This window comes from Streptomyces canus (genome assembly GCF_030815415.1).
Taxonomy (GTDB): domain Bacteria; phylum Actinomycetota; class Actinomycetes; order Streptomycetales; family Streptomycetaceae; genus Streptomyces; species Streptomyces canus_F.
Genome location: NZ_JAUSWW010000001.1, coordinates 14,876 through 36,209 on the forward strand (window position 1 = coordinate 14,876; position 21,334 = coordinate 36,209).

Here is a 21,334-nt window from a genome sequence, read left to right on the forward strand (position 1 = left end):
TTGCCGCCCCATCCAAGCTCAGCCGAACGCCCCGCGAGGGCCTGGCACTGTGACGGCGTCAGACCCTCGGGCGGGGCGCCTCAGGCGCCATTCCGCTGGACGAACTGGCTGGCCCACGGGCAAGCGCCATCTCGCTTCCCGGTCCCTCGACCGGCGGACGGCCCGCTCCAGCAGCCTGCCAGGGTGATGTCGAAGAGCACCCGGTTGCCCGCGACAGCATGCAGTCCGCGTCGCCATGAACCGCCAAGCGGTGGGCGACGGCATCAGGACCACCGCTGTCCTGGGCGACAACGCCCAGTCCCCGGCCGGGATCGAACCACTTCACCACGCCGCACGGCACAGGCAACCTCCAGCTCTTGCACGTCAGTTGGGGGGCGACCAGCATCCGCCCGCGCCCAGTCGGCCGCAACCAGCGCACGTCCCGGCTCCCGAGGCAGGCACCCCACACCCGTGTCGTGCTTGAGGGCGTTGGTGACCGGCTCGCTGACCACCAGCTGGGTGAGGTCCCTGGGCCCCGCCGGACGGGAGAAGCCTGGGGCACATGGCCAGGAGGAACACCGGCGGTGCAGCCAGTGCGGCGCTCAGCTGCTCGGAACGAAGGCCGCCCGTACGAAACTCAGTTCGTCAGCACGGGACGGCGCGCGACGCACGTCCGGGTGGTACTTTCCCGCGCGGGTGCATTCTGGCCGTTCGGGTCCGGGCGGGCGGCAAGAGTTGGGTCATGATCATGGATCCCACTGCCAACTCCGAAACCCCTGAAGCTCCCGGAACCCCCGGCGGGCACGCACCGGCCCCCTCCCGTCGTACCGTCATCGCCGGCGCGGCCGCCGTCGCCGGAGCCGGCGGGCTGACGGTCGCCGCCACCTCCGCCGAGACCGCGCAGGCCGCCCCCGCCACCGCGGTCGCCGACTGGGGCGCCTGCCTGACGATCGCCCGGGCCATCCTCGTACGGGACGACGAGGACCAGCCGCTCGTCCCGCGCTACGCCGACATCCTCCTGAACAACGGTCTACCCCGCTCGCGCCGCCGCGGCAAGAAGGTACTGATCGTCGGCGCCGGGCCGGCCGGTCTCACCGCCGCACACCTCCTGCGCGAGGCCGGCCACCAGGTCACCGTCATCGAGGCCAACGCCAACCGGGTGGGCGGCCGGATCAAGACCTTCCGCACCGGCGGCCACGAGAACGCCGCCCAGCCCTTCGCCGACCCGAAGCAGTACGCCGAGGCCGGCGCGATGCGCATCCCCGACAGCCACCCCCTGGTCACCGGACTGATGGACAGCCTCGGCCTCAAGCGCCGACGCTTCCACCTGGTCGACGTGGACGGGGCCGGCCGCCCCGCCTACCGGACGTGGATCTACGTCAACGGCATCCGTGTCCGCCGCGCCGACTACGCGCGCGCCCCGCAGGCGCTCAATCGTTCCTTCGGAGTGCCGCAGGCGTACGAGGCCCTCCCCGCTTCGCAGATCGTCCGTGACGCCTTCGCCCCCGTACGCAGGGAGATCGAGGGCAAGAAGGACAAGGAACTCGTCGAGGGCTGGGCACGCGTCATCCAGCGCTACGGCCACATGTCGATGTACCGCTTCCTGACGGAGGAGGCCAGGCTCGACGAGCGGACCATCGACCTGATCGGAACCGTCGAGAACCTCACCTCCCGCCTGCACCTCGCCTTCGTGCACAGCTTCATCGGCGCCTCCCTGATCAGCCCCGACACCGCCTTCTACGAGCTGCCCGACGGCACCGCCACCCTGGCCGACGCCATGTACGCCCGCGTGAAGGACCTGGTACGGCTCGACCGCCGTGTCACCCGCATCACCCACGGCGAGGGCAAGGTCAGCGTCGAGACCGTCTCCGAGGGCCGCGGCGGCCACCCCGTGCGGCGCGAGACCTTCACCGCCGACACCGCCATCATCACCGTCCCCTTCTCCGGGCTGCGCCACATCCCCGTCGCCCCGGCGCTCTCCTACGGCAAGCGGCGCGCGGTCACCGAGCTGCACTACGACGCCGCCACCAAGGTGCTGCTCGAATTCAGCCGCCGCTGGTGGGAGTTCGACGAGGCCGACTGGAAGCGCGAGCTGGAGGCCGTGCAGCCCGGCCTGTACCGGAAGTACCAGACCGGGCAGACGCCGACGAACGGAACCCTGCTGGGCGCCCACTCCTCCGTTCCCGAGGGCCACATTTCCGCGGGCCAGCGCGCCCACTACACGGCCTGCCGCGTGGTCACCCGCGACCAGCCCGAGGCGGCCGGCGTCATCGGCGGCGGCTCGGCCACCGACAACCCCAACCGCTTCATGTTCCAGCCCTCCTACCCCGTCGAAGGCAGCCCGGGCGGCGTCATCCTCGCCTCCTACAGTTGGTCGGACGACGCCCTGAAGTGGGACTCCCTGGACGACGAGGAGCGCTACCCGCGCGCCCTCGCCGGGGTGCAGGAGGTGTTCGGGCAGCGCATCGAGGTGTTCTACACCGGCGTCGGCCGCACCCAGTCCTGGATGCGCGACCCCTACGCCTACGGCGAGGCGTCCGTACTGCTGCCCGGCCAGCACACCGAGCTCTTCCCCCACGTCCGCAAGGCCGAGGGCAACCTGCACTTCGCCGGATGCCACACCTCCATCAAGCCCGCCTGGATCGAGGGAGCCCTGGAATCCGCAGTGCGGACCGCCCTGGAAGTGCACACGGCGTAGCGGCCGCCCCAGCGGCGCCGTCAGCTCTCGGCGAGCACGATCAGCCAGTCCCCCTCCAAGAACCGGACCCGCTGCCGTTTGTCGGGGTTGATCCGCACCCCGTAGTCGGGGCCCGCGGCGCTCCGCGCGCGCAGCCGGTAGCCGACCGCGCATTCCCTGCGACGGCGTGCCGACTCGACGGCGGTGGCGAACGAGACCTCGGAGCCGGCCCGGACGTAGTCCGCGGCCGGCTTGAGGTGGAACTCGTGGCCCACCGCCGTGAACAACTCCTCGAAGACCGCGGCGAGATACGGGCTCTGTGAGATCTGGGTCATCAGCAGGCTGATCAGCCTGCCGCTCACGATGAAGTCGGCGCCGTCCCGGGCGGGCGCGAGGAGCCGGTTGCCGTCGTCGGACATCTCGGTGGTGAGCGCGAGTTCCCGCTGCGCGGCCTCCGCGACGGCCCGCAGATGCAGCAGGGTGACCAGGGTCCTGTCGTCCGCCCGCGCCTCCGGATGCGGCACCGGAGCGAGGGAGGCGACGGGCGTGTCCGAGACCGAGCCGCAGGCCGGGGCCGCGAGTTCCGTCTCACCGATCACGATCACGCTGTCGTACGAGGGCACGTCCAGCTTGGCCAGGGTGCGCGGGTCGGTGATGTCCCCGTCGTGGAATGAGACTTCGAGGTGGGACCGCTCGGCCGTGACGGATCGGGCGCCGCGCGTGGCCGCGTACTCGCCGAGCGCCACGACGTCCAGGGTGGTTCCCGGGCTCACGTACTGGTCGAGCTGCTCGATGACGAGCGGGGCGCGGCGGTTCCAGCCGAGCAGGAGGAGGCGTTCGGCCTGGGCGGCCCTGGGCCCGGCCGTCACGATCGCGTCCTCCTCGACATGGGAGGTCACGTCCGTCCGCACGGCCGTGTCGTCGTCCTGGGAGATGACGATGATCCGGTCGGCCGGGCCGATCGCCGCCCCCGGATCCGGATTGAGGGTGACACTCCCGTCGGTGTGCAGCAGGCCGATCGCAGAGGACGTGGCGAACGACATCAGCGCCTCGCCGAACATACGCCCCACCAGGCCCCCGGCGGCGACCGCATAGAGCTCGTCGCCCTCGAAGTCCAGCAACTCCGAGTAGACGAGCGAGAGGCCGGGCTGCCGGGCCGTCGAGACGAGGAGCCGGGCGACAATGGCGTCGACGCACAGGACATGTCCCGTGGGCCCGGCGGCCAGCCTGGCGGTCATGTGGTTGCGGGAGTCACGGACGGCGGCGACCACCACCGCTTCCCCTTCACCGAACCCGGGGACGGCCGCGTCGAGGGCCAGCAGCGTCTTCACCACATGGGCGTCACCGGTGTCCCCGGTGGGAGGCAGCACAAGCACCGCCTTCGCGGTGCGCGGACTCACCCGGCACAGCTCGGTGGGATCGGTGGTGCTCCCGTTGCGGCAGATGATCCGCGTCCTGCCACTGTCGCTGACGCGGGTGGAGATCTCGTCCTCCATCCACACCTTGTCCTGCGGGGCCAGCACGGCGACGGCGGAGCGGCGCTGGTTCGCATTGGCGGCCACCAGCTCCCCGATCACGGGAAAAACCTGGTCCGACCACCCCAGGACGACGGTGTGCCGCGTCTCCAGCACGGTGGAGTGGCCCAGGCGCAGCGACATGATGCGCCGGTTGATGCCCGTGGTGATCAGACTGACCAGGGTCGACACGAAGAGCAGCGCCACCAGCGCGAGCGATACGGAAGCCAGCACGTAGAGCGGGGAACCGACCGCACCCCCGATCTTCAGCGTCTGGCCGACGCTGACCCACACGGCGGCGAGCCGGCCGGAGAGCGTTGCCGGAGCAGCCCGGTCGGACCATACAAGGACCATGCTCGCCGGAACGACAACGGCGAGGCAGGCCAGGGCCAGCCAGCCAATGAGCGCGGTCGTTCCCCCCGAGACCAGATGGTCGAAGCGGTACCGGAGACGGAGCCGGAGTGACGTCGTGTGCTGCTGCGCCACACAAACTCCCGTACATGAGTCGACGCGCCGATCGGAGCGGCTGCCCGCCACCCCAGAAATCACCCTAGGCAGACCTCTACTCCCGCCGACCTTGAACCCGACCAACCTCACTCAGAGGTATGAACGCACCATGGAAACCAGACCGGGCGGGGCATCGAGCGACGTCAGTGATCGGGTGCAGCGCCCTGCGGGGAAAGGGCCGCGTGCCGGGTTCGAGGGCATCCGGGAGGTATCGCCGTCCTCGAAAGCGGGCAGGCCAGCGACGCTGGAATCCTGGACCAGGCGCGGTCGTCGGTACATACCGATCCGACCTCGCCCCACGACCACGACCGTGCAAACCACAGCCCGCAGGGATGTGCCTGGCGGCGACGCGTCAAGCTGCGGCACGACTCCGATCTCCGCCTGGTTGCCCCGTAGAGCGACCCACCTCACGCCGGCGGCGCGCCGGGCCGTTGCGGGCCGGGCGCGCCGCCGTCTCGGGTGTGGGGGCGGGTGACGTGGTCAGCCGCCCGTGGTGGGGGTGGTGTCAGCGGCGGGCGTCGCCGTGGCGGTGGTCGCGGTCGCGGCCCCAGGACTCGTCGTCGATGAAGCGGCCGCGGTCGTTGCGCAGAGTGGCCGTGTCACGGTCGTTGTTCCACACGTAGTTGCGGCGGTCCTGGTAGACGTCGGTGCGGGTGTCGTGGCCCTCACCGGTGTGGATACGGACCGTGGCACGGCCGGCCAGGCGGTAGTGCTCGAACGTGTAGGTGTGGCCGAAGGCGTCCTTGAGAGTCCAGCCGTCGAGGTTGACCGTGTGGCGGGTGGTGTTGGTGAGGTCCACCCACTCCTTGTTCAGCGACCTGTTGGAGCGGTCGTCGCGTCCCGGGGAGTCGTACTGGACCGCCGAGATCTCCGCCTTCGGATGCTGCGGACGGGCAGGGCCGGCAGCGGACGCCGGCAGCACCGCCACCGAGACCAGAGCACCGGCCGCGAGCACTGGCTCGCCGACGATCCGATCCCCCGGGCATCATCCTCGTGGAGTTCGCCGACGTCTACGACCGCCCCCACCAACTCGTCGGCAAAACCGCCTACTTCGGCGGAGAGCTGCAGCCTGAATCCCCCTACCCATGCCCCACCAGCATCCAGTGCACCATCGAAGAAATCGCTGACGACGTCGCCACGGTCAGCACCTGGTGGCTGGAGGGCGGCCCCAACAGCACACGCTTCGTCTTCGACGTCTGGCTCGACACCCTCACACCCATCACCGACGACAACTGACCTGCCGGCATCGCTCTGATGTGGCGTGGGCCCACCTCGTACTCGCTGCGTCATCACCTTGGGGAGCTTGGCTCGGGCCGTATTCGATCGGTCCCGGGGGTACGGGATTCCGAGGTTCATGCCGCTGTCGGTGGTGATCGGTGGCTGCTGCCAGGCGAGGCTCATCTGCGCGCCGGACTCGGCTCGCGCCGTTGCCACGAGGGCCGCATAGGGGCCTGCGACGGTTGTGGCCTCGATCTGGAGCCATGCCTGGTGGAAGGCCATGCGAGCGAGCAGGCCGCTGACCTCGTCGGTCAGTTGTTGTCGTACGGCGGAGGAGGACTCGGGTCGGCGCTGTATGCGGTACGGCATTTCCAGGTACTCCTCAACCGCCGTCAGCGCCTCTGCGCAGGTCTTGGCCCGGCGTTCCTGCCTCTTACGTCACTGGGTGAGTGTTGAAGAACGTGGGTGCGCGGATGCTGATGTCCGGGACAGCGCCGGGGCCAGCCAGCGGTTGAGGAAGGTGCGGAGCCGGGTTTCGTCCTGCAGTGGCTCGCTGGGGTGCTGCAGCAGCGACGTGAGGAGTCGCATGATGATCTCGGCGAGGCCGTTGAGGTCGTCCTCGTCGATGTCGGCGGCGGCCCAGTCGACGGGGAAGCGCTGCAGCATCTTGGCGCCGTAGGCGATGGTTTCCCTGGTGGTGGTGCCGCGGCCGAAGGCGGTGGTGTCTCCGAGTTGCAGCAGAAGGCTCAGGCGTGGCTCGGTGGGGATGGTCCGTACGCAGAAGACCATGCCTTCGACCACGGCTTCGGCCGGGTCGGTGGTCCCTTGCAGGTGCGCGACCATCAGGTCGACGAACGACTCGGCGCCCTGGGCCGCCACCTCGCCGATGATGTCGCTGATGCGGCCGAAGTGGCGGTAGACGGTCTGGCGGGTGACGCCGAGCTCGCCGGCGACGTCGGACAGGGTCGTCTTCGTGACGCCGTGCCTGTCGATGCAGCGGGCGGTCGCGTCGATGATGCGCTGCCGGGCCTCCGCGTCCGATGCGGGAGGCCGGCCTCCCCAGCCGTGATGCCCCATGGGCTTAGGATTGCACAGGCTCTGTGGTCCGTCGGGACATGGTCGCGCGGAGTACGGCCACGATGAGCCCGGTTGCGGCTACGGTGCACAGCACGGTGTACCACAGGCTGCCGATCGGTGTGTCCTGCTCGGTGATGCCATTGGCCGCCGCGAAGTAGGCCGGCAATGCGACCAGCCAGAGGACGATGTGGACGCCGAGGTACAGCGCCGGATAGATCCGCGCGAACAGCGGCGATGTCACCGGAGCCGGATCTGTTCGCCGCGCGCGCCAGGCGTCCGCGAGAAGGTGGAGGCCGACGATCCAGACCAGGGCGAGCTCGGCACCGAGGATGGCCTGCTGGATCCCCAGGTGGTCCCCACCGCGGAAGATGTTGCTGGGGACGCCGGCGACCGCCATCGCCAACGGTGTCAGGGCGCCGGCGGCCACGGTGCGCAGGCTGATCTGCCGGCCGGTGAGCGTGCCTCGGCCGTCCTTCGCGCCGACCAGCCGGACGACCAGGTAGGTCATCGCACCGAAGGACACGGAGGCGAACAGGAACATGCTGTTCATCGGGACCGAGGCGAGTGCCGGCTTGTTGATCATTTCGTTGCCGGGGTTCCAGGCCCACCACTTCAGCTGAGGTCCGAGCTGATCGAAGATCTCGTAGAACGCCTGGCAGGCGAACGCGACCGCCAGCGAACCGAGAAGGAGCCCCCGTCGCGCGAAGACGCCGAGAACACGGACCACCTCGTAGGCGAGCTGCGACAGCGCCGGGTAGAAGGCCACTATGTAGAGCGGCAGCCGGTCGTACATGAACTGCACGGTGAACACGTTGTGGGAGAAAATGAACCCGACGTGTTCCTCCAGGCCGAACCAGCCTGGGAAATAGAGCGGCGGCTCGATCACCGCCAGGTAGACGAGCGAGGCGAACCACAGGGAGATGTTGACCGGGTCGCCGTCGCGCCGCCACCGCCGCCACGCGTGGACGAGGGCGAAGACCGCACCGCTGATGATGAGCAGTTCGAGGAACGGCATGGTGCCGTTCTCGAGACCGAACGGGTTGCGGAAGTCCACGACGGGATCGGCGTCATGGCAGGAGAAGCCGAGCCTTCCAGCGAGGCGCTCGGCCGCCGAGTCGCATGAATAACTCATTCCTCGCTCCTCGGGTCAGTCATTGACGAGGTCGGTCTCGGCGTACGGCGAGCTGCCGGCGCGGGTCAGGCCGGTGAAGTCGGTGCCGGGCGGATCCTGCTGATCATCGAATCCGCCGGGCACGACCGTGCGTCCGAGCCGCTGACGCACCTTGTAGCGCGCGATGCCGAACCAGAACCGCACATCGGTGGTCATCTCCCTGAGTGACATGTCGAGGTTGAAGACCTGGGCGAACGTCCGCTCGACGTAGGCGTCCTCGCGGCTCGTGGCGTTGATGGCGTTGAAGACCGGCCAGCTGAGGCGTGCGGCCAGCTTGCGACGCCAGGGAGCGACGACCTCACTCCCGGTCGCGAAGTCATATGCCTGGTCACGGGCCATCGCGAGCATCCAGGGAACGTCGAGTGACTTCTTCTGTCGGGTGAGGAACTCGCGGAAGAATGCGAGGTCGAGGACGTCGTGGCCGTGCAGCATCTCGGCGAGAATGAGAGCGGAGCGGGCCGCCGAGCTCATCCCCTGGGCGTAGAACGGGTTGAACGCGCAGATCGAGTCACCGACGCAGACCAGCCCGAGCGGGGGCTGGTCGAGCAGGTCGAAACGGCGCCATTTGTTGCCGGTCGAACGAGTGAGGTGCACCCCGGAGGTCGGAGTGCAGGCACGCGCCGCCTGCCCGAAGGAGCTGGCCCGCACGCGGTCCACCGCGGCCTCGAAGGTGTCGACCTCGTGGGGCATCCGGATGCCCCACGCCCCCATGCACACGATGGCGCGGTCCCCCTCGATCGGGAAGAAGTTGCTGAGAAACTCGTGTTCTTCGGGATGGTCGCCGGTGTCCTGGGTCGGAGTGACGACCAGGTGCTTCCACCACCACGCCGGTGGACGCCGGTCGGCGGGCGGCAGGTCGTACCACCGCGACGTGTAGGTGACCTTGGCGTCGAGAGTCTTCTCCGGCGGCGCCGGCCATCCCGCCGTGCTCAGCCAGTCGGCGACGGAGGATCCGCGCCCCAGCGCGTCGACGACCAGGTCGGCGGACAGGTGGCCCGAGTCGTCGCCCGCGCGGTACTCGACTCCCTCGACGCGCCCGCGCGCGGTGCCGCCCCTGGTGGTACGAAGTCCGGTGACGGTCATGCCCTCGCGGATCTCGATGGCCGGGAGCTCACGGACCTTGTCGCGCAGGACCCGTTCGATGAGCACACGCGAGCTGTAGATCATCGTCATCGAACCGGCCTTGCGCGGGGCCCAGCCGGCGTGCTCGCAGTACGCCGCGTCCATCGCCGGCATCAGGCGCATCCCGCCCGCGGCGATCAGTGCCTCCTCGAACCCAGGAAAGATCTCGCCGATCGCGCTACGCCCGGAGTTGAGGAGGAAGTGCGGGTGCTTGCTCTGTGGCACGCCCCGCCGATGCTGCGCTTCCGGCGGGAGCCGGTCCCGCTCCAGGACGATCACCTCGTCGAAATGCCTCGCGAGCACTCCTGCGGCGCACAGCCCCGCCACGCTACCGCCGAGCACCACAGCCGTCTTTCCCCGCATATTGCCTCCATTCATACATTTCATGACTGAATGTATGAGCGGGGGGAAGCTAACAGGTACGGCCTGAACATGCCACCCTTCCCGCGAGACGTCGGGTCCGGCGGAGTGACCTCCCACGGTCCAGCCGGGGCGACGGCCGGCTGGGACGCCCACGTGGCCTTTGGTGTAGGGAGGACCGCCGCTCCGCTTCCGGTCGATGCCCATGACCGGTGTCAGTTCTCATCGAGCGTGTTTCAACCTGAAGTTGCGCTTACTGATCTCTTCGGGGTGTTGTCAGGTGACGCGTGGTGATCCCTGCGAGCGGATCCGGTATGAGGCGGGTGAGCGGTTCGCTCGTGGCGAGAAGAACCCGGTGATCGCGAAGGATCTGCGGGTCAGGGAGCGGTCGGCGGAGCGCTGGCGGCGGGCCTGGCGGCAGGGCGAGATGGATGCCCTGGCCTCCGCGGGGCCGCCGAAACGGCCGAAGCTGTCGGATGGCCAGTACGCCGAACTAGAGAAGGAGTTGGCGCTCGGGCCGGCCAAGCACGGCTGGGAAGACCAGCGGTGTACCGTGGCGCGGATCAGAGCGGTGATCGCCTGGAAGTTCCAGGTCGACTTCTCGATGGCGGTGGGTGGCGGTTGCTGCACCGCCATGACTGGTCCTGGCAGCCTGTGTCGCGGCTGATCCACCGGCTCCGCCAGCACCGCAAGTGCCGGGGCAAGGGGCGCAACAGCTTCGCTTGGAGCGACTACCGCGACCTTTCGTGCGTGCTCACATACAGCTCGAGGTCCCCCATCGTCCTCGTCTGGGACAACTCTCAACACCCACCGGGCCGCCGGGATGCGCGAGTACGCGGACGAGCATGACGGGATTACCACCGTGGAACTGCCTTCTTATGCACCGGACTTGAACCCGGTTGAGGGCATCTGGTCGCTGTTATGGCGCGGGCCCGCTGGCCAATGTCGCCTTCACCGACGACGACCGATGGTTGCGGCATGGACCAGGAGTTGGAGCGTGCCGCGCTCGTCGCAGCCGAGGGGGCCAGTTGGATTGGATGCCCAAGTGCAGCGGCACCCCTTGTGACCTGCGCTGTACTAAGACGCCATCCGCTTATCGATCACGGGACTGGCCTGGTCGAACAGGGTTCCTGATCGGGTGATCGCGTGAGATTCGGCGCATGACAGCAGGGCCTCCTGGTAGCTCGGGGGTGCGAACCAAACCAAGCACCAGGAGGCCCTGTTGCCGCAGTCTTTCGCGCTCGCGTGTGTGGAGTCCAACTCGCCTTCCCTGTCGTGTGACTGCCTCGCGCACAGGTTCGGCAACGCGGCAGACCGGCCTGACCGCGTCCCGAGCTATGTCTCGGACATGACGGAGGCTGAGTGGCAGGTCATTCGGGCGGTGCTGCCGGTTCCGGCCTGGTTGGAGGGGCGGGGCGGGCGGCCGGAGGGCTTCTGCCACCGGCAGATGATCGATGCGGTGCGCTATGTCGCCGACAACGGCGTCAAGTGGGCCAACCTGCCTGCGGACTTCCCGCCGTATCGGCGGGTGCATGCTTTCGCCCGCCGCTGGCAGGTGACGGGGCTGCTTGCTGAGCTCCACGACCGGCTGCGCGACAAGGTCCGCCAGAAGGAGGGCCGCGCGGTGGATCCGACGGCCGCGATCGTGGACTCGCAGTCGGTGCGGGCGGCGGCGAACATCCCGCGCTCCACTTCCGGCTGGGACGGCGGGAAGAGGGTGGGCGGCCGCAAGCGGCACCTGGTGGTGGACTGCCTCGGCATGGTCCTGGCCGTGGCTGTGACCGCGGCGAGCGTGCAGGACCGCGATGCCGCCGTTCCTCTGCTCGAGCGGCTGCGAAAGATGTACTTCTCCATCCGCCTGGTGTGGGCGGACGGCGGCTACGCCGGGCGCCTGGTCGACTGGGCGGCCGAGAAACTCCAGCTCACCCTCGACATCGTCAAACGCTCCGACGACACCACCGGGTTCGTGGTGCTGCCCCGCAGGTGGGTGGTGGAAAGAACGCTGAGCTGGCTGATGCGCTCACGTCGTCTGGCGCGCGACTACGAGACGCTGCCCGCCATGCACGAGGCCATGGTGCTGTGGTCGATGACCATGCTCATGAGCGGCCGCCTGGCCGGACGCCGCCCCCGGTGTTTTCAGCCGGCCGGCACCGCGAGCGCGGTGAACACCCCCGGCCGGACCTGAAGGGCCCACCCCCGCTCCACCAGGCGTTTCGCCTTCGACCGCAGCCCCTCGACCTTCGCCGGGACCACCTGCAGCCCCAGGGCCACGGCCAGCTGTTGGCAGCGCATTCCCTCCCGGCCCGCCTCCGACTCCAGCACCGACACGATCCGTTGATAGTCCGGCGCGAGCACCGACGCCGCCATGCCTTCGATCCGGTGCGGCACCGGCGAACCCGCCATCGCACCCCGCACCGGCTCCGCGGCTGCCGAAGACGGCTCGGCCAGCACCTCGGCCACCGTCGCCCGGGCATCCACCAGCCGCTGAAGGGCTCCTTCCGCCTCACTGAGCGCGGCCTGTACCCTCTCGGCCTCCTCCCGCAACCGCGCGATCTCTTCCCGGACTCTCTTCTCCCGGGCCTCCAGCAGACCGAGCACCGACGGCACCAGCCACCTCCACGAGCCAGACGAGCGGACGAACCACGCTCATCTCTCCCGCCACCAACCGGAGTTCATGCCCACCCACCCCGGACCAACGCAACACGTTCGGAAAGCGGATGGCGTCTCAGGACCACTGCTCCAGGCTGAGTCATCTTCGCAGTTCCTTTGCGGGAGTAGGAGACCCGAGGGTGCGGCTCGACACCACGGACATCGTGTGAGGGCCGGAAGTGACATCCCATAGCTGTTGGAACTGCTGAGGTGAGGTTTCGCGTATCTGTGACCAAATTGTCGCTACTGCGGGGCGTGACCCGACATGCCATCAGCAGGCGGGTAGCCAGACGACACGAGCCCTACTCGGTGGCCATCCCAGCGCGGATGGTGAGTAGGTCGCGCCCTCAGCTTGGAAAGCTGCGGGCATTTGAGGCTGGTTCTGGCGATGACCTGGGTGAAACGGCCATGGCGCGGCCCTGTTGGGCTCGGCCGGATCCCCGTGATTCCCCGAAGTTCCCCGCCCTATCTGGTGCGCTCGTGGTGCGGAGCGGCACCGGTTCTCAGAGAGTCGCGCTGGCGTGCACGTCGCCGTGAGCCGACGCACGCGGCAGTCGAACACTTGCGCCGCCTTTGCCGCGCCGCTGGTCGGTGTCACGGAGCCTGCCCTTGACGAACCGGGAGTGGGCTGACAATGGGCACCAATGTTCTGGGATTCCCTCCAAAGGGCTAGGTCTTCTGGAAGCATGACATGTCAGCTCTTGGCACTAGGAGGTACAGGCATGGATCCGATCTCGGCGGCGCTCCTCGTAGCAATCGCGACCGGGGCAGCAGGGGAGGCCGGAAAGCAACTTTGGGGAGGATTGGCGGGACTGGTGCGCAGAAGGCCCGCAGGCGAGACAGCCGAACTCAATGCTGCGTCGTCAAATCCTGGAGAATCGGAACTGGCCCTTTTGGCTCAGTCGCCAGATGACGTGGATCTGGCACGAGCCCTCAGCGAGGCCTTGACACATCGAGCTGAGCACGACGAGGCGTTCCGGGCTGGCTTGATGCAGTGGCATCAACAAGCACAGGCGTTGCGTACGGGTGACGGAGAAACAAAAAACACCATTAGCGGCGGAAACCAGAGTGGGCCCGTCTTGCAGGGACGTGATTTCTCCGGAATCAACTTTAATGGGCCGAGCCAAAAGTAATAGGAGTCAACGGAGAGCTCAGGTATGAGTACAGGGGATTCGCGGCAGCGTGAGGTTTCTAACGAAATCCAAGACGGGCTATTCCTTCATGCGGTAATTCAAGGTCGAGATATCACTCTGCAATTGCCTAGAGTGATCCAACCCGCACTCGTGGGTTTGCCTGCCAGATCCCCTGTATTCACTGGTCGACAGGAGAGTATAGATGCGCTCCTGCATGAGATCGCCCCCAACGCCGACTGCGTTGGAAACTTCTTCCATGTAGTTTCGGGACTGGGAGGTGTCGGCAAGACGGAGTTGATTAGCCAGGTCGCTTATGAGGTGCTAAATAGAGGCTGGTTTCCAGGGGGTGTGCTATTCATAGATCTTTTTGGATATGACGATCGACGTCGCCTATCACCGGAGCGAGCGCTAGTCAGTCTTCTTCAGGCGATAGGAGTACCAGAAGAAAATATCCCTGAAGATCTCCAAAGCAGAATTAGACTCTATCGATCAATTCTGGCAGCCTACGCTGAACAAGGATCTCGGGTTCTGATTTTGATCGACAACGCTTCTTCAGCTGAACAGGTCAGTGCCTTGCTCCCCTCTGATGGCAAAAATGTGGCGCTTGTTACATCCCGCCACACGCTGAGCATTGGTGGGCGTATACATGAACTGCAAGTACTCAGTGCAGACGCTTCTATTGAATTGCTTCGGAATGCACTGAGAGTCGCGCGAGGCGAGGGTGACACGAGAATTGATCAAGATATTGAGAACGCCTATGAGTTGTCGCGACTATGTGGCTATTTGCCGCTTGCTCTCCAGATATGCGCCGCAATCCTCGCAGACAGTCAGATGCGCCCTACGGCCTCGCTCGTAGCCTCCTTGAATAATTCCCACAGTCGACTCGATGCATTGCAGCGAGAAGAAAGGGCTGTACGAGCCGTTTTCGACTTGTCCTATGAGCTTCTCACCGAACGAGAGAAACAGGTACTAGGGTTCATCTCCTTCAGCCCGGGAGTCGATGTCTCGACGGCGGCTGCAGCCCGTTTGGTAGATGTATCAGAGAAAGAAGTTGAAGAGATTCTCCTGAGCCTTATCCGGTCTCACCTTCTTGAGCACGGAATCGCTTGGGGGCGCTGGCGGCTACATGACTTGGTCAGACTGTACGCCCTCGAAAAGGTTGCAGATCTCCCTGGGCAAGAGGATGCCGTATTGCGCCTCTTTGATTTTTACCTTGAGAATTCAAGAGCGGCTGCTGAACTCCTTGGAGGCGCGGAGAAAGGAGATGTATTCGATTCTCGTGAAGCTGCCCTTGAGTGGCTTGACGCGGAATATCAAAACCTAATCGCAACTGTGCATATAAGTGCCAATCAGCCCGGACTCTTCCACTACGCAGCCGAGATTCCACACAGGCTTGCAAGGTATCTGGATATGCGACGCCTGTTTAATGACTGGAGAGAAGTCATGGAGGCGTCGCTTGTCATCGTCAGGGAAATCGGGTACGCAGAATTTGAGGCGAATGCCCTAGATAGTCTGGGAATGGCGTGCCTAGAGCTCCAACAGATTCCCTCTGCCGTCTCATATCATCGTGAGGCTGTCGGCATCGCTCGGGAGATGGGGAACGAGGAAATGCTGGCGCAGTACCTCAATAATATGGGCAACGCGCTATTCCGGGGTCGTGACTTTCAGGCAGCTTTGGACGCCCATTCGGAGGCGGCGACGCTTTTCGATGGGCTGCAAAATAAGCTAGGGTTCGCTAGGGCATCTGATAATTCTGCCAGCGCTCTTCGCGAGCTAGGTCGCGCAGAAGAAGCAATTCGGTTGCACCAAGAAGCCGTCCGTTTGTTTAAGGAATCTGGCGCCACCGAGAACGAGGCTCGTGCCCTTACTCATTTCGGAAGTACGCTTTTGGATATGGGGCGTTCCGATGAGGCGGTAACAGCTCAAAGAAGAGCTTCCGATCTACTTAAGGAGCTCGGTCTTTTCGCTCTCGCCGGGTATACCATGATTAACTTGTCGAATGCTCTGCGAGTAAATGGTGATTTGGAGGGGGCTCTCCATGCAATAAATGAGTCGTTGGAGATTCATGAATCGGTTGGTGACGTCCTTGGTGAGGGTAGGGCACTCAATCAGCGTGGTCTGATTTATACAGATCTCGGGGAATTTGAACGGGCTTCCAATAGTTTTGAGAAGTCTTTGAGTGTGCTATTTCAATTTGATGGTTTGATTGATCTCGGTTACGCATACGCGAATCTCGGCAGACTTTACGGCGTAAATCGCATGCCTGTGGAGGCAATCGAGAATCTGAAAAAGGCATCAATTATATTCTCTGCATGTAACGCTCAGGATGACGCCCTTATGGTTGGGCGACTAATTGACGTTCTGTCGTTCGCGATGCCTGGTAGTGATTAGTTAGAGGGTTGACCGGGTACGTAGGTCGGCGGAGCGGCTTTGGGGTGGCGCTGCTTTGGCGCGAGTGATCATGGCCCCGTAAGCTTCCGGCGCGTCGGGCAGTCTGTGGACCTGCCCGGTAAAGCACGACGTTGGGGCCATGATCTTCGATGCTTGCGCCAAAGTGGCTCCGTAAAGCCGTGGAGCCGACCGCCCCAGCCACGACGTACCCTTTCTCTGGCAGTAGGCGGCTGCATGCTTTGAGCGCGGCACGGGCGCCGGCCGGGCTGGAGCGGGGCGGAGACAGGAGCGCAGGCCCGGCCGGGGGCCGGGCCGCGCGCGGTGAGCGGAGCGAGCCGCCTTGAACCAGTAGAGAAAGTTGTAACTCAGTCGGGCGTGTGGGGCTTGTCTTGTCTCGCTTGATGCTTGACACCGCTTGCCTCGGCTTGGCTGCGTGTGCGCTTGGCGTAGACCCGTTGGCCTACGCTTCGGTTCATGGGGGCGATGATCTGGAGCGGCATGCGGGAACGGGTGGAGATTCTGGCCCGTGCCGACAAGGCGCGGAAGGCCTTCGGCGCATGGGACAAGTACGGGGGAACGGGGCACGGTCCTTCCCCCGTGAAGGTGGGCACGCGGTTATTGATCACGCGGCGAGCGTGAGTTTAGCGGTGTGGTGTCGGTGTTCGTATTCGTTGGGGCTGAGGTGGCCGTTGGCGGAGTGCCGGCGGCGGGTGTTGTAGCGGGTCAGCCAGGCGAAAACGGTCCTGCGGCAGGTGCCGGCGTCGCCGTAGTCGTGGGCGCCCTGGAGTGTCTCGCGTTTCAGGGACGCGTGGAAACTCTCGCAGGCCGCGTTGTCCGCGCTGGTGCCGACCGCGCCCATCGACCGGGTCACTCCGAGCTGGTCACAGAGGTCGGCGAAGGCCCTCGATCCGTATTGGGCGACCCGGCGTCGCTGTGGTGGATCAACTCTCCTTTCATATAGGGGTGTTGGTCGCGGTCGCGTTGCCACAGGGCCATCTCGAGGGCGTCCAGGACGAGCCGGGTCTCCTTCGAAGTGGCTGCCGACCAGCCGACGATGCGGCGGGAAAAGGTGTCCACGACGAAGGCGACGTAGACGACACCGGCGAACGTGGTGACGTGGGTGAAGTCGGCGACCCAGCAGCGGTTCGGGCTCGGGGCGACGAAGTCACGGTCCACCAGGTCGGGGGCACGTTCCGCACGTGGATCGGGGATCGTGGTGATGACCTTCCTGCCGCGGACCGCGCCGCTGATGCCGAGGTCACGCATCAGGCGTTCGACGGTGCAGCGGGCCACCGCGACATCCTGCCGGTTCAGGTGCCTCCAGATCTTCCGGGCGCCGTAGACACGGTAGTTGGCCTCGTACGCCTGGATGATCAGAGCTTTCAGCTCGGCGTCGCGAAGCGTGCGGGCAGCCGGCCGGGCCTGCCGTTTGTGGTGGGCGTAGTAGGTGGAGGGGGCGATCCTGCAGTCGTGTGCGGTCAGCACGCGGCAGATCGGCTCGACACCGCCGAAGCGGTCCTTGTACTCGTCGATGAACGCTACGAGCGTGTGTGTGGCCGGTCGAGCTCGGCCGCGAAGAAAGACGCCGCGGCCTTCAGGATCTCGTTGGCCCGCTTGAGCTCGGCGTTCTCCTTCTTCAGCGCCTTCATCGCCGCGGATTCCTCCGTGGTCGTCCCTGGACGCTGTCCGGAGTCGATCTCGTCCCGCCTGATCCAGTTCCGCAGCGTCTCGGCGGAGCCGATGCCGAGTTTCTGCGCGACCGCCCGCAACGCGGCCGACTCGTTCGGATAGTCACCGCGGACTTCGGCGACCATACGGACCGCTCGTTTGCGCAGTTCAGCAGGGTAGGAGGAGGGACGTGCCATGACTCGATCCTTTCACGGAATCGAGTGGTATGCCCCGGTTCTGATGGAGTCGGGTTGCTGGACAATTGACGATCCAGCAGCCTTCGGAGGCCCTGATGCCCCGCAGCTATCCGCCCGAGTTCCGCCGCAAGGTCCTCGATCTCGTCGCATCCGGAAGGAAGGTCGCCGAGGTCGCAAGGCTCCTCGGCATCAGCGACCAGACGATCTATGTCTGGCGCCGCCAACACCTCATCGATACGGGGCAGTTGCCCGGTACGAACAGCAGCGACCTGTCCGAGCTCGCTGCGGCTCGCAAGCGCATCACCGAGCTGGAGGCCGAGTTGGCCGTCCACCGCCGCGCAGCCGAACTCCTGGGTGAGGTGACGTCCCCAAAAGGCGGTTCGAAGCCATCCACGTGATGGCCCGTGAGCAGCTGCCGGTGCAGCTGGCCTGCCGGGTGCTGCATGTCGCCGAGTCCGGGTACTACGCCTGGCGGAACCGGCCACCGTCGAACCGCCTGGTCAAGCACGCCTGGCTGACCGAGGCCATCGTGGGCATCCACGCCGCCTCCCGCGGCACCTACGGCTCGCGCCGGGTGCACGCCGAGCTCGGGCTGGGCCTGAGCATCCATGTCAGCCACGCCACCGGTAGCGTGAAACCAAGCGACTCGACTCCACCCAACTCGGGGCACTCCCGAGTCTCCACCGAACCCGGAACGGTTCAACCTGCACATCGACAAAGCAGCGGCCCTTCCCTGGCCGACGGTTGTGTTGTCCGCCGGCTCATAGCGGTACTACGGCCGCCTCCGACGCCCACCCGACTCGCGCCCACTTCCCGGGGATCACCCGGTTATAGGATGCGCAGCTTCCGGCAGCACCTGTCCGCAGGCCGCCGGGCCGGGGAGGGCCTCCCCAGTTCCCGCTGTCACCGTCGCAACGTTCCATGCCCCATACGCCGGGGAGTCCCTCACGGCTGCATCTCCAGGATCTTCGCCGCTTCCATGGCCTTCGCCCTGATTTCGGGGGCTCGGCACTCCCTGTCCCCGCCCCGAAAGGCGGACCTCTAACGACGCCGCAGACTTCGCGTGATGCTACGGACCGCTGCTTTGCTCCCCCTTGCAGGGCTTTCGACACTGGGCTTCGACGCCGGGCGTTTCCCCCCGACGCCGCCAGTCTGCTACCGGGCCTCCTGGCAGCTACCCGGACCGGACTTCCACCGGCAGGCGACAACTAGCTTACGACTCAAAGACCTCCGAGTCTGCTGGGCGCGCGGAAGCCCGAGGCTAACGCTGGGAGCGGCTCAGGCGACGGACTGGGGAGCCTCGAAGGACTCCCAGGCCGGGGCGCGCATGATGCGCCAGCTGGTGCGCGGCGCGGTGACGACGTGGACCAGGACGACGACGGCCTGGCGGCCGAAGCCGCCGGGAACCCACGGCCCGGTGAAGCGGACCTGATCGGCCGCCCAGTCACCCGCACGTCGTCACGGGCGTAGCCACCCGAGCAGGTAGTCGGCCGCGACGGCGGTGCCGACGACGGCCATCACGACCAGCGCATGCCGATCGCGGACAGCTGCTCGATCCGCTCCGGTGTCAGCGTTGCGGCCCTACTTCGCTGGTTCCCGATCCATGCCCCGAGCCGGTGCACCCGCTCCTCCTGGTCCTCGCCACTGTCGCCGTCTCCGTCGTCGCCGATGACGATCCGTTCGATGTGCTTCCTCGGGACCTGAAGGTGCCCCTCACGCCTCGTAGAACTGCTTGGCGGCCTCGTAGTTCATCGCCCACTTGTCGGCCTGCGTACGGCGCGGCTTCGGCTTCTCGTCCTCGGACGCGGGCTCGATCCGGAGGACCTGCTCACACATCCGGAGAATTCGTCGTCCTCCGGGCAGGTGCCGTCCTCGTTATATTATGCGGCCAGGTCTTTACCTACCGTAGAGGTAGCGCAGACCTGGGGGTACAGGCGATCAATATCCAATCTGTGCACAAACTCCCATCGTGAGCGTCACGAAGGTATCAGCTTCAGACGATGTCAGCGGATAAGACGTAAGAGTCGAATCCATGACGTGGGCGGTCATCTCCTCCCACGTGGCTCCCTTTTGGTGGTACATTTCGCAGACCTCATCGGCCCAGTCTAGGATGGTGTCACTGTCCCAACTATCGGCGGCAGTATCTACTTCCTGCTCGACAGCTTCGACGAATTCGGTCGTGCTCGAGAAGGCAGGGCTAGGGCTGGGGCTCTCCGTAATGGAGGGTTCAGCGGTTACCGTTTCGGTTTTCGTGGGGGTAGCTGACGGCTTAGCCGTGACTGTCACGGATTGCGTTTTGGTGGGTTGAGGCCCGGCCTCGTCAGTTTTACTGCAGGACATCACGGTTAGCGTAATCGAAAAAGCTGCGAGCGCAAAAATTGCTCGTCGATAAGCAAGCATTCCTCACGTCCCTTCTGCGTATTCTTCCCTGCAATCATCAACTCTCGACAGTGAGTTTTGCGTCTCCCCACGTGCCGTAGACATAGTTGGAATCTTGGTCGGCGTAGGTAATGGTCAACTTCAGCCGCAAGGCTTCACCTACATCAAGGTCAATTTTATAATCTTCCCCTAGGGAAACTGATCTGCTGAACAGTTGTTTTTCGTCGGCCGAGACCTGGAAGGTCAATTTACTTCTCGTCGGCGAGTCATCGCGCAGCCCGATGGTTGCCGTAAAGTTCTTCCAGTGACGACCGAGGTTGTACTCCACTTCATTCACTGGTCCACCGGCGCTTGCCGTGAGTGTGACGCTGCGCGGGTGCCCGTGCCCGTTCACTTCTGCCGAACCAGTGTCGACTCCCTGTGTTGAGGTCAGGGGATCAACGTCGCTCAGATATAGGCTCGTCGCTGCCGAGGGCGGGGCGGGTGATGTCGATGTATTATCCGCCGTCGGCGTTGCTGTTTCTGTCACCGTCACTCTTGATTGTTCGTCCGAAGGCTCGTCTGTGGAGTCACAGGCAAGTGTGAAGGAGATTAGAGCGACCGTCGCACCCGTCGCCAACGCCCTGGCCGTCCTGGCAATCATGAAGGAGGTAGGAGGATTCATTCGCTGTTCGGTTCCTTCGAAGCTTCTCCAGATGGTGGTTCACCACGGCCCCCGCTCTGCGGTCGGAGCGCATACGCCACGAGTGTGAATATGGCCGTCGCCAAGGAAAACAGAAATCCAAACCACAAAGCGGCGCCGGTGGATACGTTGGTGGACGTCACTCTGGTGGCGAGATCGGCCAAGTCTGATACGTCTGCGAGCTTGACTATATAGATGACTAGCAGATTGGAGGCGGGGAATAGCGCCGCCTGCACGTAACCTCTTCTGTGCGTGATCATGGCACAGTAAATCAATGCCATCGTGGCCAGCGCCATGACGATGATAAGCGCAGGCCCCGCAGCCTGCATATCTTGGCCGAAGGCGTTGACGCTGGTCGAGCCGGTCAGCCAAGGGGGAAAGAGCATTATAATGCCAAGGAGTGCTGAGGCTGCGGCAGTAAGCAACGGCCAGTCGTGCGCTACGTTTATGGCGCGGGGGCGCCAGTCACGAAGTTCCCGGGGGAAGTTATTCGACAAGGCGGAATCACCTCGGAGAAAGACAACTCGACGCATACTCGGTCGACTTCCACCCTCCGATGGTCGGCTAATCACCGCCACTGGGACTAGTCCAATAGGGTTATGGCCGCTGG

At 65.4% G+C, this 21,334-nt stretch carries 17 protein-coding genes and 3 pseudogenes; 9 read left to right on the plus strand and 11 right to left on the minus strand.

Annotated features, from left to right (window positions below; translation table 11 throughout):
* The first annotated feature begins 727 nt into the window (after positions 1-727).
* Positions 728-2,677 (plus strand): flavin monoamine oxidase family protein, encoded by a 1,950-nt coding sequence (locus tag QF037_RS00095; RefSeq protein ID WP_307036904.1) that lies wholly within the window; start codon positions 728-730, stop codon positions 2,675-2,677.
* A gap of 20 nt (positions 2,678-2,697) precedes the next feature.
* On the opposite strand, the gene QF037_RS00100 is transcribed toward QF037_RS00095, so the two are convergent.
* The gene (locus QF037_RS00100; RefSeq protein ID WP_307020566.1) at positions 2,698-4,656 is read right to left on the minus strand and encodes a CASTOR/POLLUX-related putative ion channel; all 1,959 of its coding nucleotides are present in this window, start codon (positions 4,654-4,656) and stop codon (positions 2,698-2,700) included.
* Positions 4,657-5,182: 526 nt separating this feature from the next.
* Entirely contained in the window at positions 5,183-5,632 is a 450-nt protein-coding gene (locus QF037_RS00105; protein ID WP_307020568.1) for a lamin tail domain-containing protein, read from the minus strand.
* 38 nt (positions 5,633-5,670) lie between these two features.
* Here QF037_RS00105 and QF037_RS00110 point away from each other — a divergent pair, with 38 nt between their 5' ends.
* A complete protein-coding gene (locus tag QF037_RS00110) occupies positions 5,671-5,913 on the plus strand; it encodes a hypothetical protein (RefSeq protein ID WP_307020570.1) in 243 nt (80 codons plus the stop codon).
* A gap of 420 nt (positions 5,914-6,333) precedes the next feature.
* Here the strand turns inward: QF037_RS00110 and QF037_RS00115 are convergent, their stop codons facing one another.
* The 3 genes from QF037_RS00115 to QF037_RS00125 are packed head-to-tail and all read right to left on the minus strand — an operon-like array spanning position 6,334 to position 9,628.
* Positions 6,334-6,972, minus strand: coding sequence for a TetR/AcrR family transcriptional regulator (locus QF037_RS00115; protein WP_307020571.1), 639 nt, complete (start codon positions 6,970-6,972; stop codon positions 6,334-6,336).
* Positions 6,973-6,976: 4 nt separating this feature from the next.
* A complete protein-coding gene (locus tag QF037_RS00120) occupies positions 6,977-8,104 on the minus strand; it encodes a hypothetical protein (RefSeq protein ID WP_307020573.1) in 1,128 nt (375 codons plus the stop codon).
* A gap of 15 nt (positions 8,105-8,119) precedes the next feature.
* Complete coding sequence (locus tag QF037_RS00125) at positions 8,120-9,628, minus strand: FAD-dependent oxidoreductase (protein ID WP_307020575.1); 1,509 nt, start codon at positions 9,626-9,628, stop codon at positions 8,120-8,122.
* A gap of 253 nt (positions 9,629-9,881) precedes the next feature.
* Here QF037_RS00125 and QF037_RS51365 point away from each other — a divergent pair.
* Both QF037_RS51365 and QF037_RS00140 read left to right on the plus strand, forming a co-directional pair.
* Positions 9,882-10,608: pseudogene (locus tag QF037_RS51365) on the plus strand (transposase); the annotation flags it as partial.
* 365 nt (positions 10,609-10,973) lie between these two features.
* Positions 10,974-11,810, plus strand: a complete 837-nt coding sequence (locus tag QF037_RS00140; protein ID WP_307020581.1) for an IS5 family transposase — start codon at positions 10,974-10,976, stop codon at positions 11,808-11,810.
* On the opposite strand, the gene QF037_RS00145 is transcribed toward QF037_RS00140, so the two are convergent.
* Positions 11,762-12,232, minus strand: a complete 471-nt coding sequence (locus QF037_RS00145) for a hypothetical protein (RefSeq protein WP_307020583.1) — start codon at positions 12,230-12,232, stop codon at positions 11,762-11,764. The two genes, QF037_RS00140 and QF037_RS00145, sit on opposite strands and share 49 nt — an antisense overlap.
* Positions 12,233-12,996: 764 nt before the next feature.
* Here QF037_RS00145 and QF037_RS00150 point away from each other — a divergent pair.
* From QF037_RS00150 to QF037_RS00160, 3 genes are all read left to right on the plus strand, one after another.
* On the plus strand, positions 12,997-13,407 hold the full coding sequence (locus QF037_RS00150) for a hypothetical protein (protein WP_307020584.1): 411 nt from the start codon (positions 12,997-12,999) through the stop codon (positions 13,405-13,407).
* A 24-nt stretch (positions 13,408-13,431) separates the two neighbouring features.
* Positions 13,432-15,798 (plus strand): ATP-binding protein, encoded by a 2,367-nt coding sequence (locus QF037_RS00155; protein ID WP_307020585.1) that lies wholly within the window; start codon positions 13,432-13,434, stop codon positions 15,796-15,798.
* A 474-nt stretch (positions 15,799-16,272) separates the two neighbouring features.
* Entirely contained in the window at positions 16,273-16,437 is a 165-nt protein-coding gene (locus QF037_RS00160) for a hypothetical protein (protein WP_307020587.1), read from the plus strand.
* Here QF037_RS00160 and QF037_RS51370 read toward each other — a convergent pair.
* Positions 16,421-17,663, minus strand: a pseudogene (locus QF037_RS51370) (IS3 family transposase). The gene QF037_RS00160 and the pseudogene QF037_RS51370 overlap by 17 nt on opposite strands.
* Positions 17,664-17,758: 95 nt before the next feature.
* On the opposite strand from QF037_RS51370, the gene QF037_RS00180 reads away from it, so the two are divergent.
* A complete protein-coding gene (locus QF037_RS00180) occupies positions 17,759-18,061 on the plus strand; it encodes a transposase (protein WP_307020592.1) in 303 nt (100 codons plus the stop codon).
* A gap of 32 nt (positions 18,062-18,093) precedes the next feature.
* A pseudogene (locus QF037_RS50795) lies at positions 18,094-18,708 on the plus strand (IS3 family transposase); the annotation flags it as partial.
* 472 nt (positions 18,709-19,180) lie between these two features.
* Here the strand turns inward: QF037_RS50795 and QF037_RS51375 are convergent.
* The 4 genes from QF037_RS51375 to QF037_RS00195 form a co-directional block, all read right to left on the minus strand.
* On the minus strand, positions 19,181-19,348 hold the full coding sequence (locus tag QF037_RS51375) for a helicase associated domain-containing protein (RefSeq protein ID WP_444972126.1): 168 nt from the start codon (positions 19,346-19,348) through the stop codon (positions 19,181-19,183).
* 28 nt (positions 19,349-19,376) lie between these two features.
* Positions 19,377-19,499, minus strand: coding sequence for a hypothetical protein (locus QF037_RS51380; protein WP_444972106.1), 123 nt, complete (start codon positions 19,497-19,499; stop codon positions 19,377-19,379).
* 601 nt (positions 19,500-20,100) lie between these two features.
* Positions 20,101-20,577, minus strand: coding sequence for an NPCBM/NEW2 domain-containing protein (locus QF037_RS00190; protein WP_307020594.1), 477 nt, complete (start codon positions 20,575-20,577; stop codon positions 20,101-20,103).
* Positions 20,578-20,702: 125 nt separating this feature from the next.
* Complete coding sequence (locus tag QF037_RS00195; protein ID WP_307020596.1) at positions 20,703-21,221, minus strand: hypothetical protein; 519 nt, start codon at positions 21,219-21,221, stop codon at positions 20,703-20,705.
* Between the last annotated feature and the right edge of the window lie 113 nt (positions 21,222-21,334).

What these genes read in the sequence shown, in the direction of transcription:
- QF037_RS00095 (WP_307036904.1), top strand. Translation starts at nt 728, where the DNA reads ATGGATCCCACTGCCAACTCCGAAACCCCTGAAGCTCCCGGAACCCCC.
- QF037_RS00115 (WP_307020571.1), bottom strand. Translation starts at nt 6,972, where the DNA reads ATGGGGCATCACGGCTGGGGAGGCCGGCCTCCCGCATCGGACGCGGAG.
- QF037_RS00120 (WP_307020573.1), bottom strand. Translation starts at nt 8,104, where the DNA reads ATGAGTTATTCATGCGACTCGGCGGCCGAGCGCCTCGCTGGAAGGCTC.
- QF037_RS00125 (WP_307020575.1), bottom strand. Translation starts at nt 9,628, where the DNA reads ATGCGGGGAAAGACGGCTGTGGTGCTCGGCGGTAGCGTGGCGGGGCTG.
- QF037_RS00140 (WP_307020581.1), top strand. Translation starts at nt 10,974, where the DNA reads ATGACGGAGGCTGAGTGGCAGGTCATTCGGGCGGTGCTGCCGGTTCCG.
- QF037_RS00150 (WP_307020584.1), top strand. Translation starts at nt 12,997, where the DNA reads ATGGATCCGATCTCGGCGGCGCTCCTCGTAGCAATCGCGACCGGGGCA.
- QF037_RS00155 (WP_307020585.1), top strand. Translation starts at nt 13,432, where the DNA reads ATGAGTACAGGGGATTCGCGGCAGCGTGAGGTTTCTAACGAAATCCAA.
- QF037_RS00160 (WP_307020587.1), top strand. Translation starts at nt 16,273, where the DNA reads ATGGGGGCGATGATCTGGAGCGGCATGCGGGAACGGGTGGAGATTCTG.
- QF037_RS00180 (WP_307020592.1), top strand. Translation starts at nt 17,759, where the DNA reads ATGCCCCGCAGCTATCCGCCCGAGTTCCGCCGCAAGGTCCTCGATCTC.
- QF037_RS51380 (WP_444972106.1), bottom strand. Translation starts at nt 19,499, where the DNA reads ATGTGTGAGCAGGTCCTCCGGATCGAGCCCGCGTCCGAGGACGAGAAG.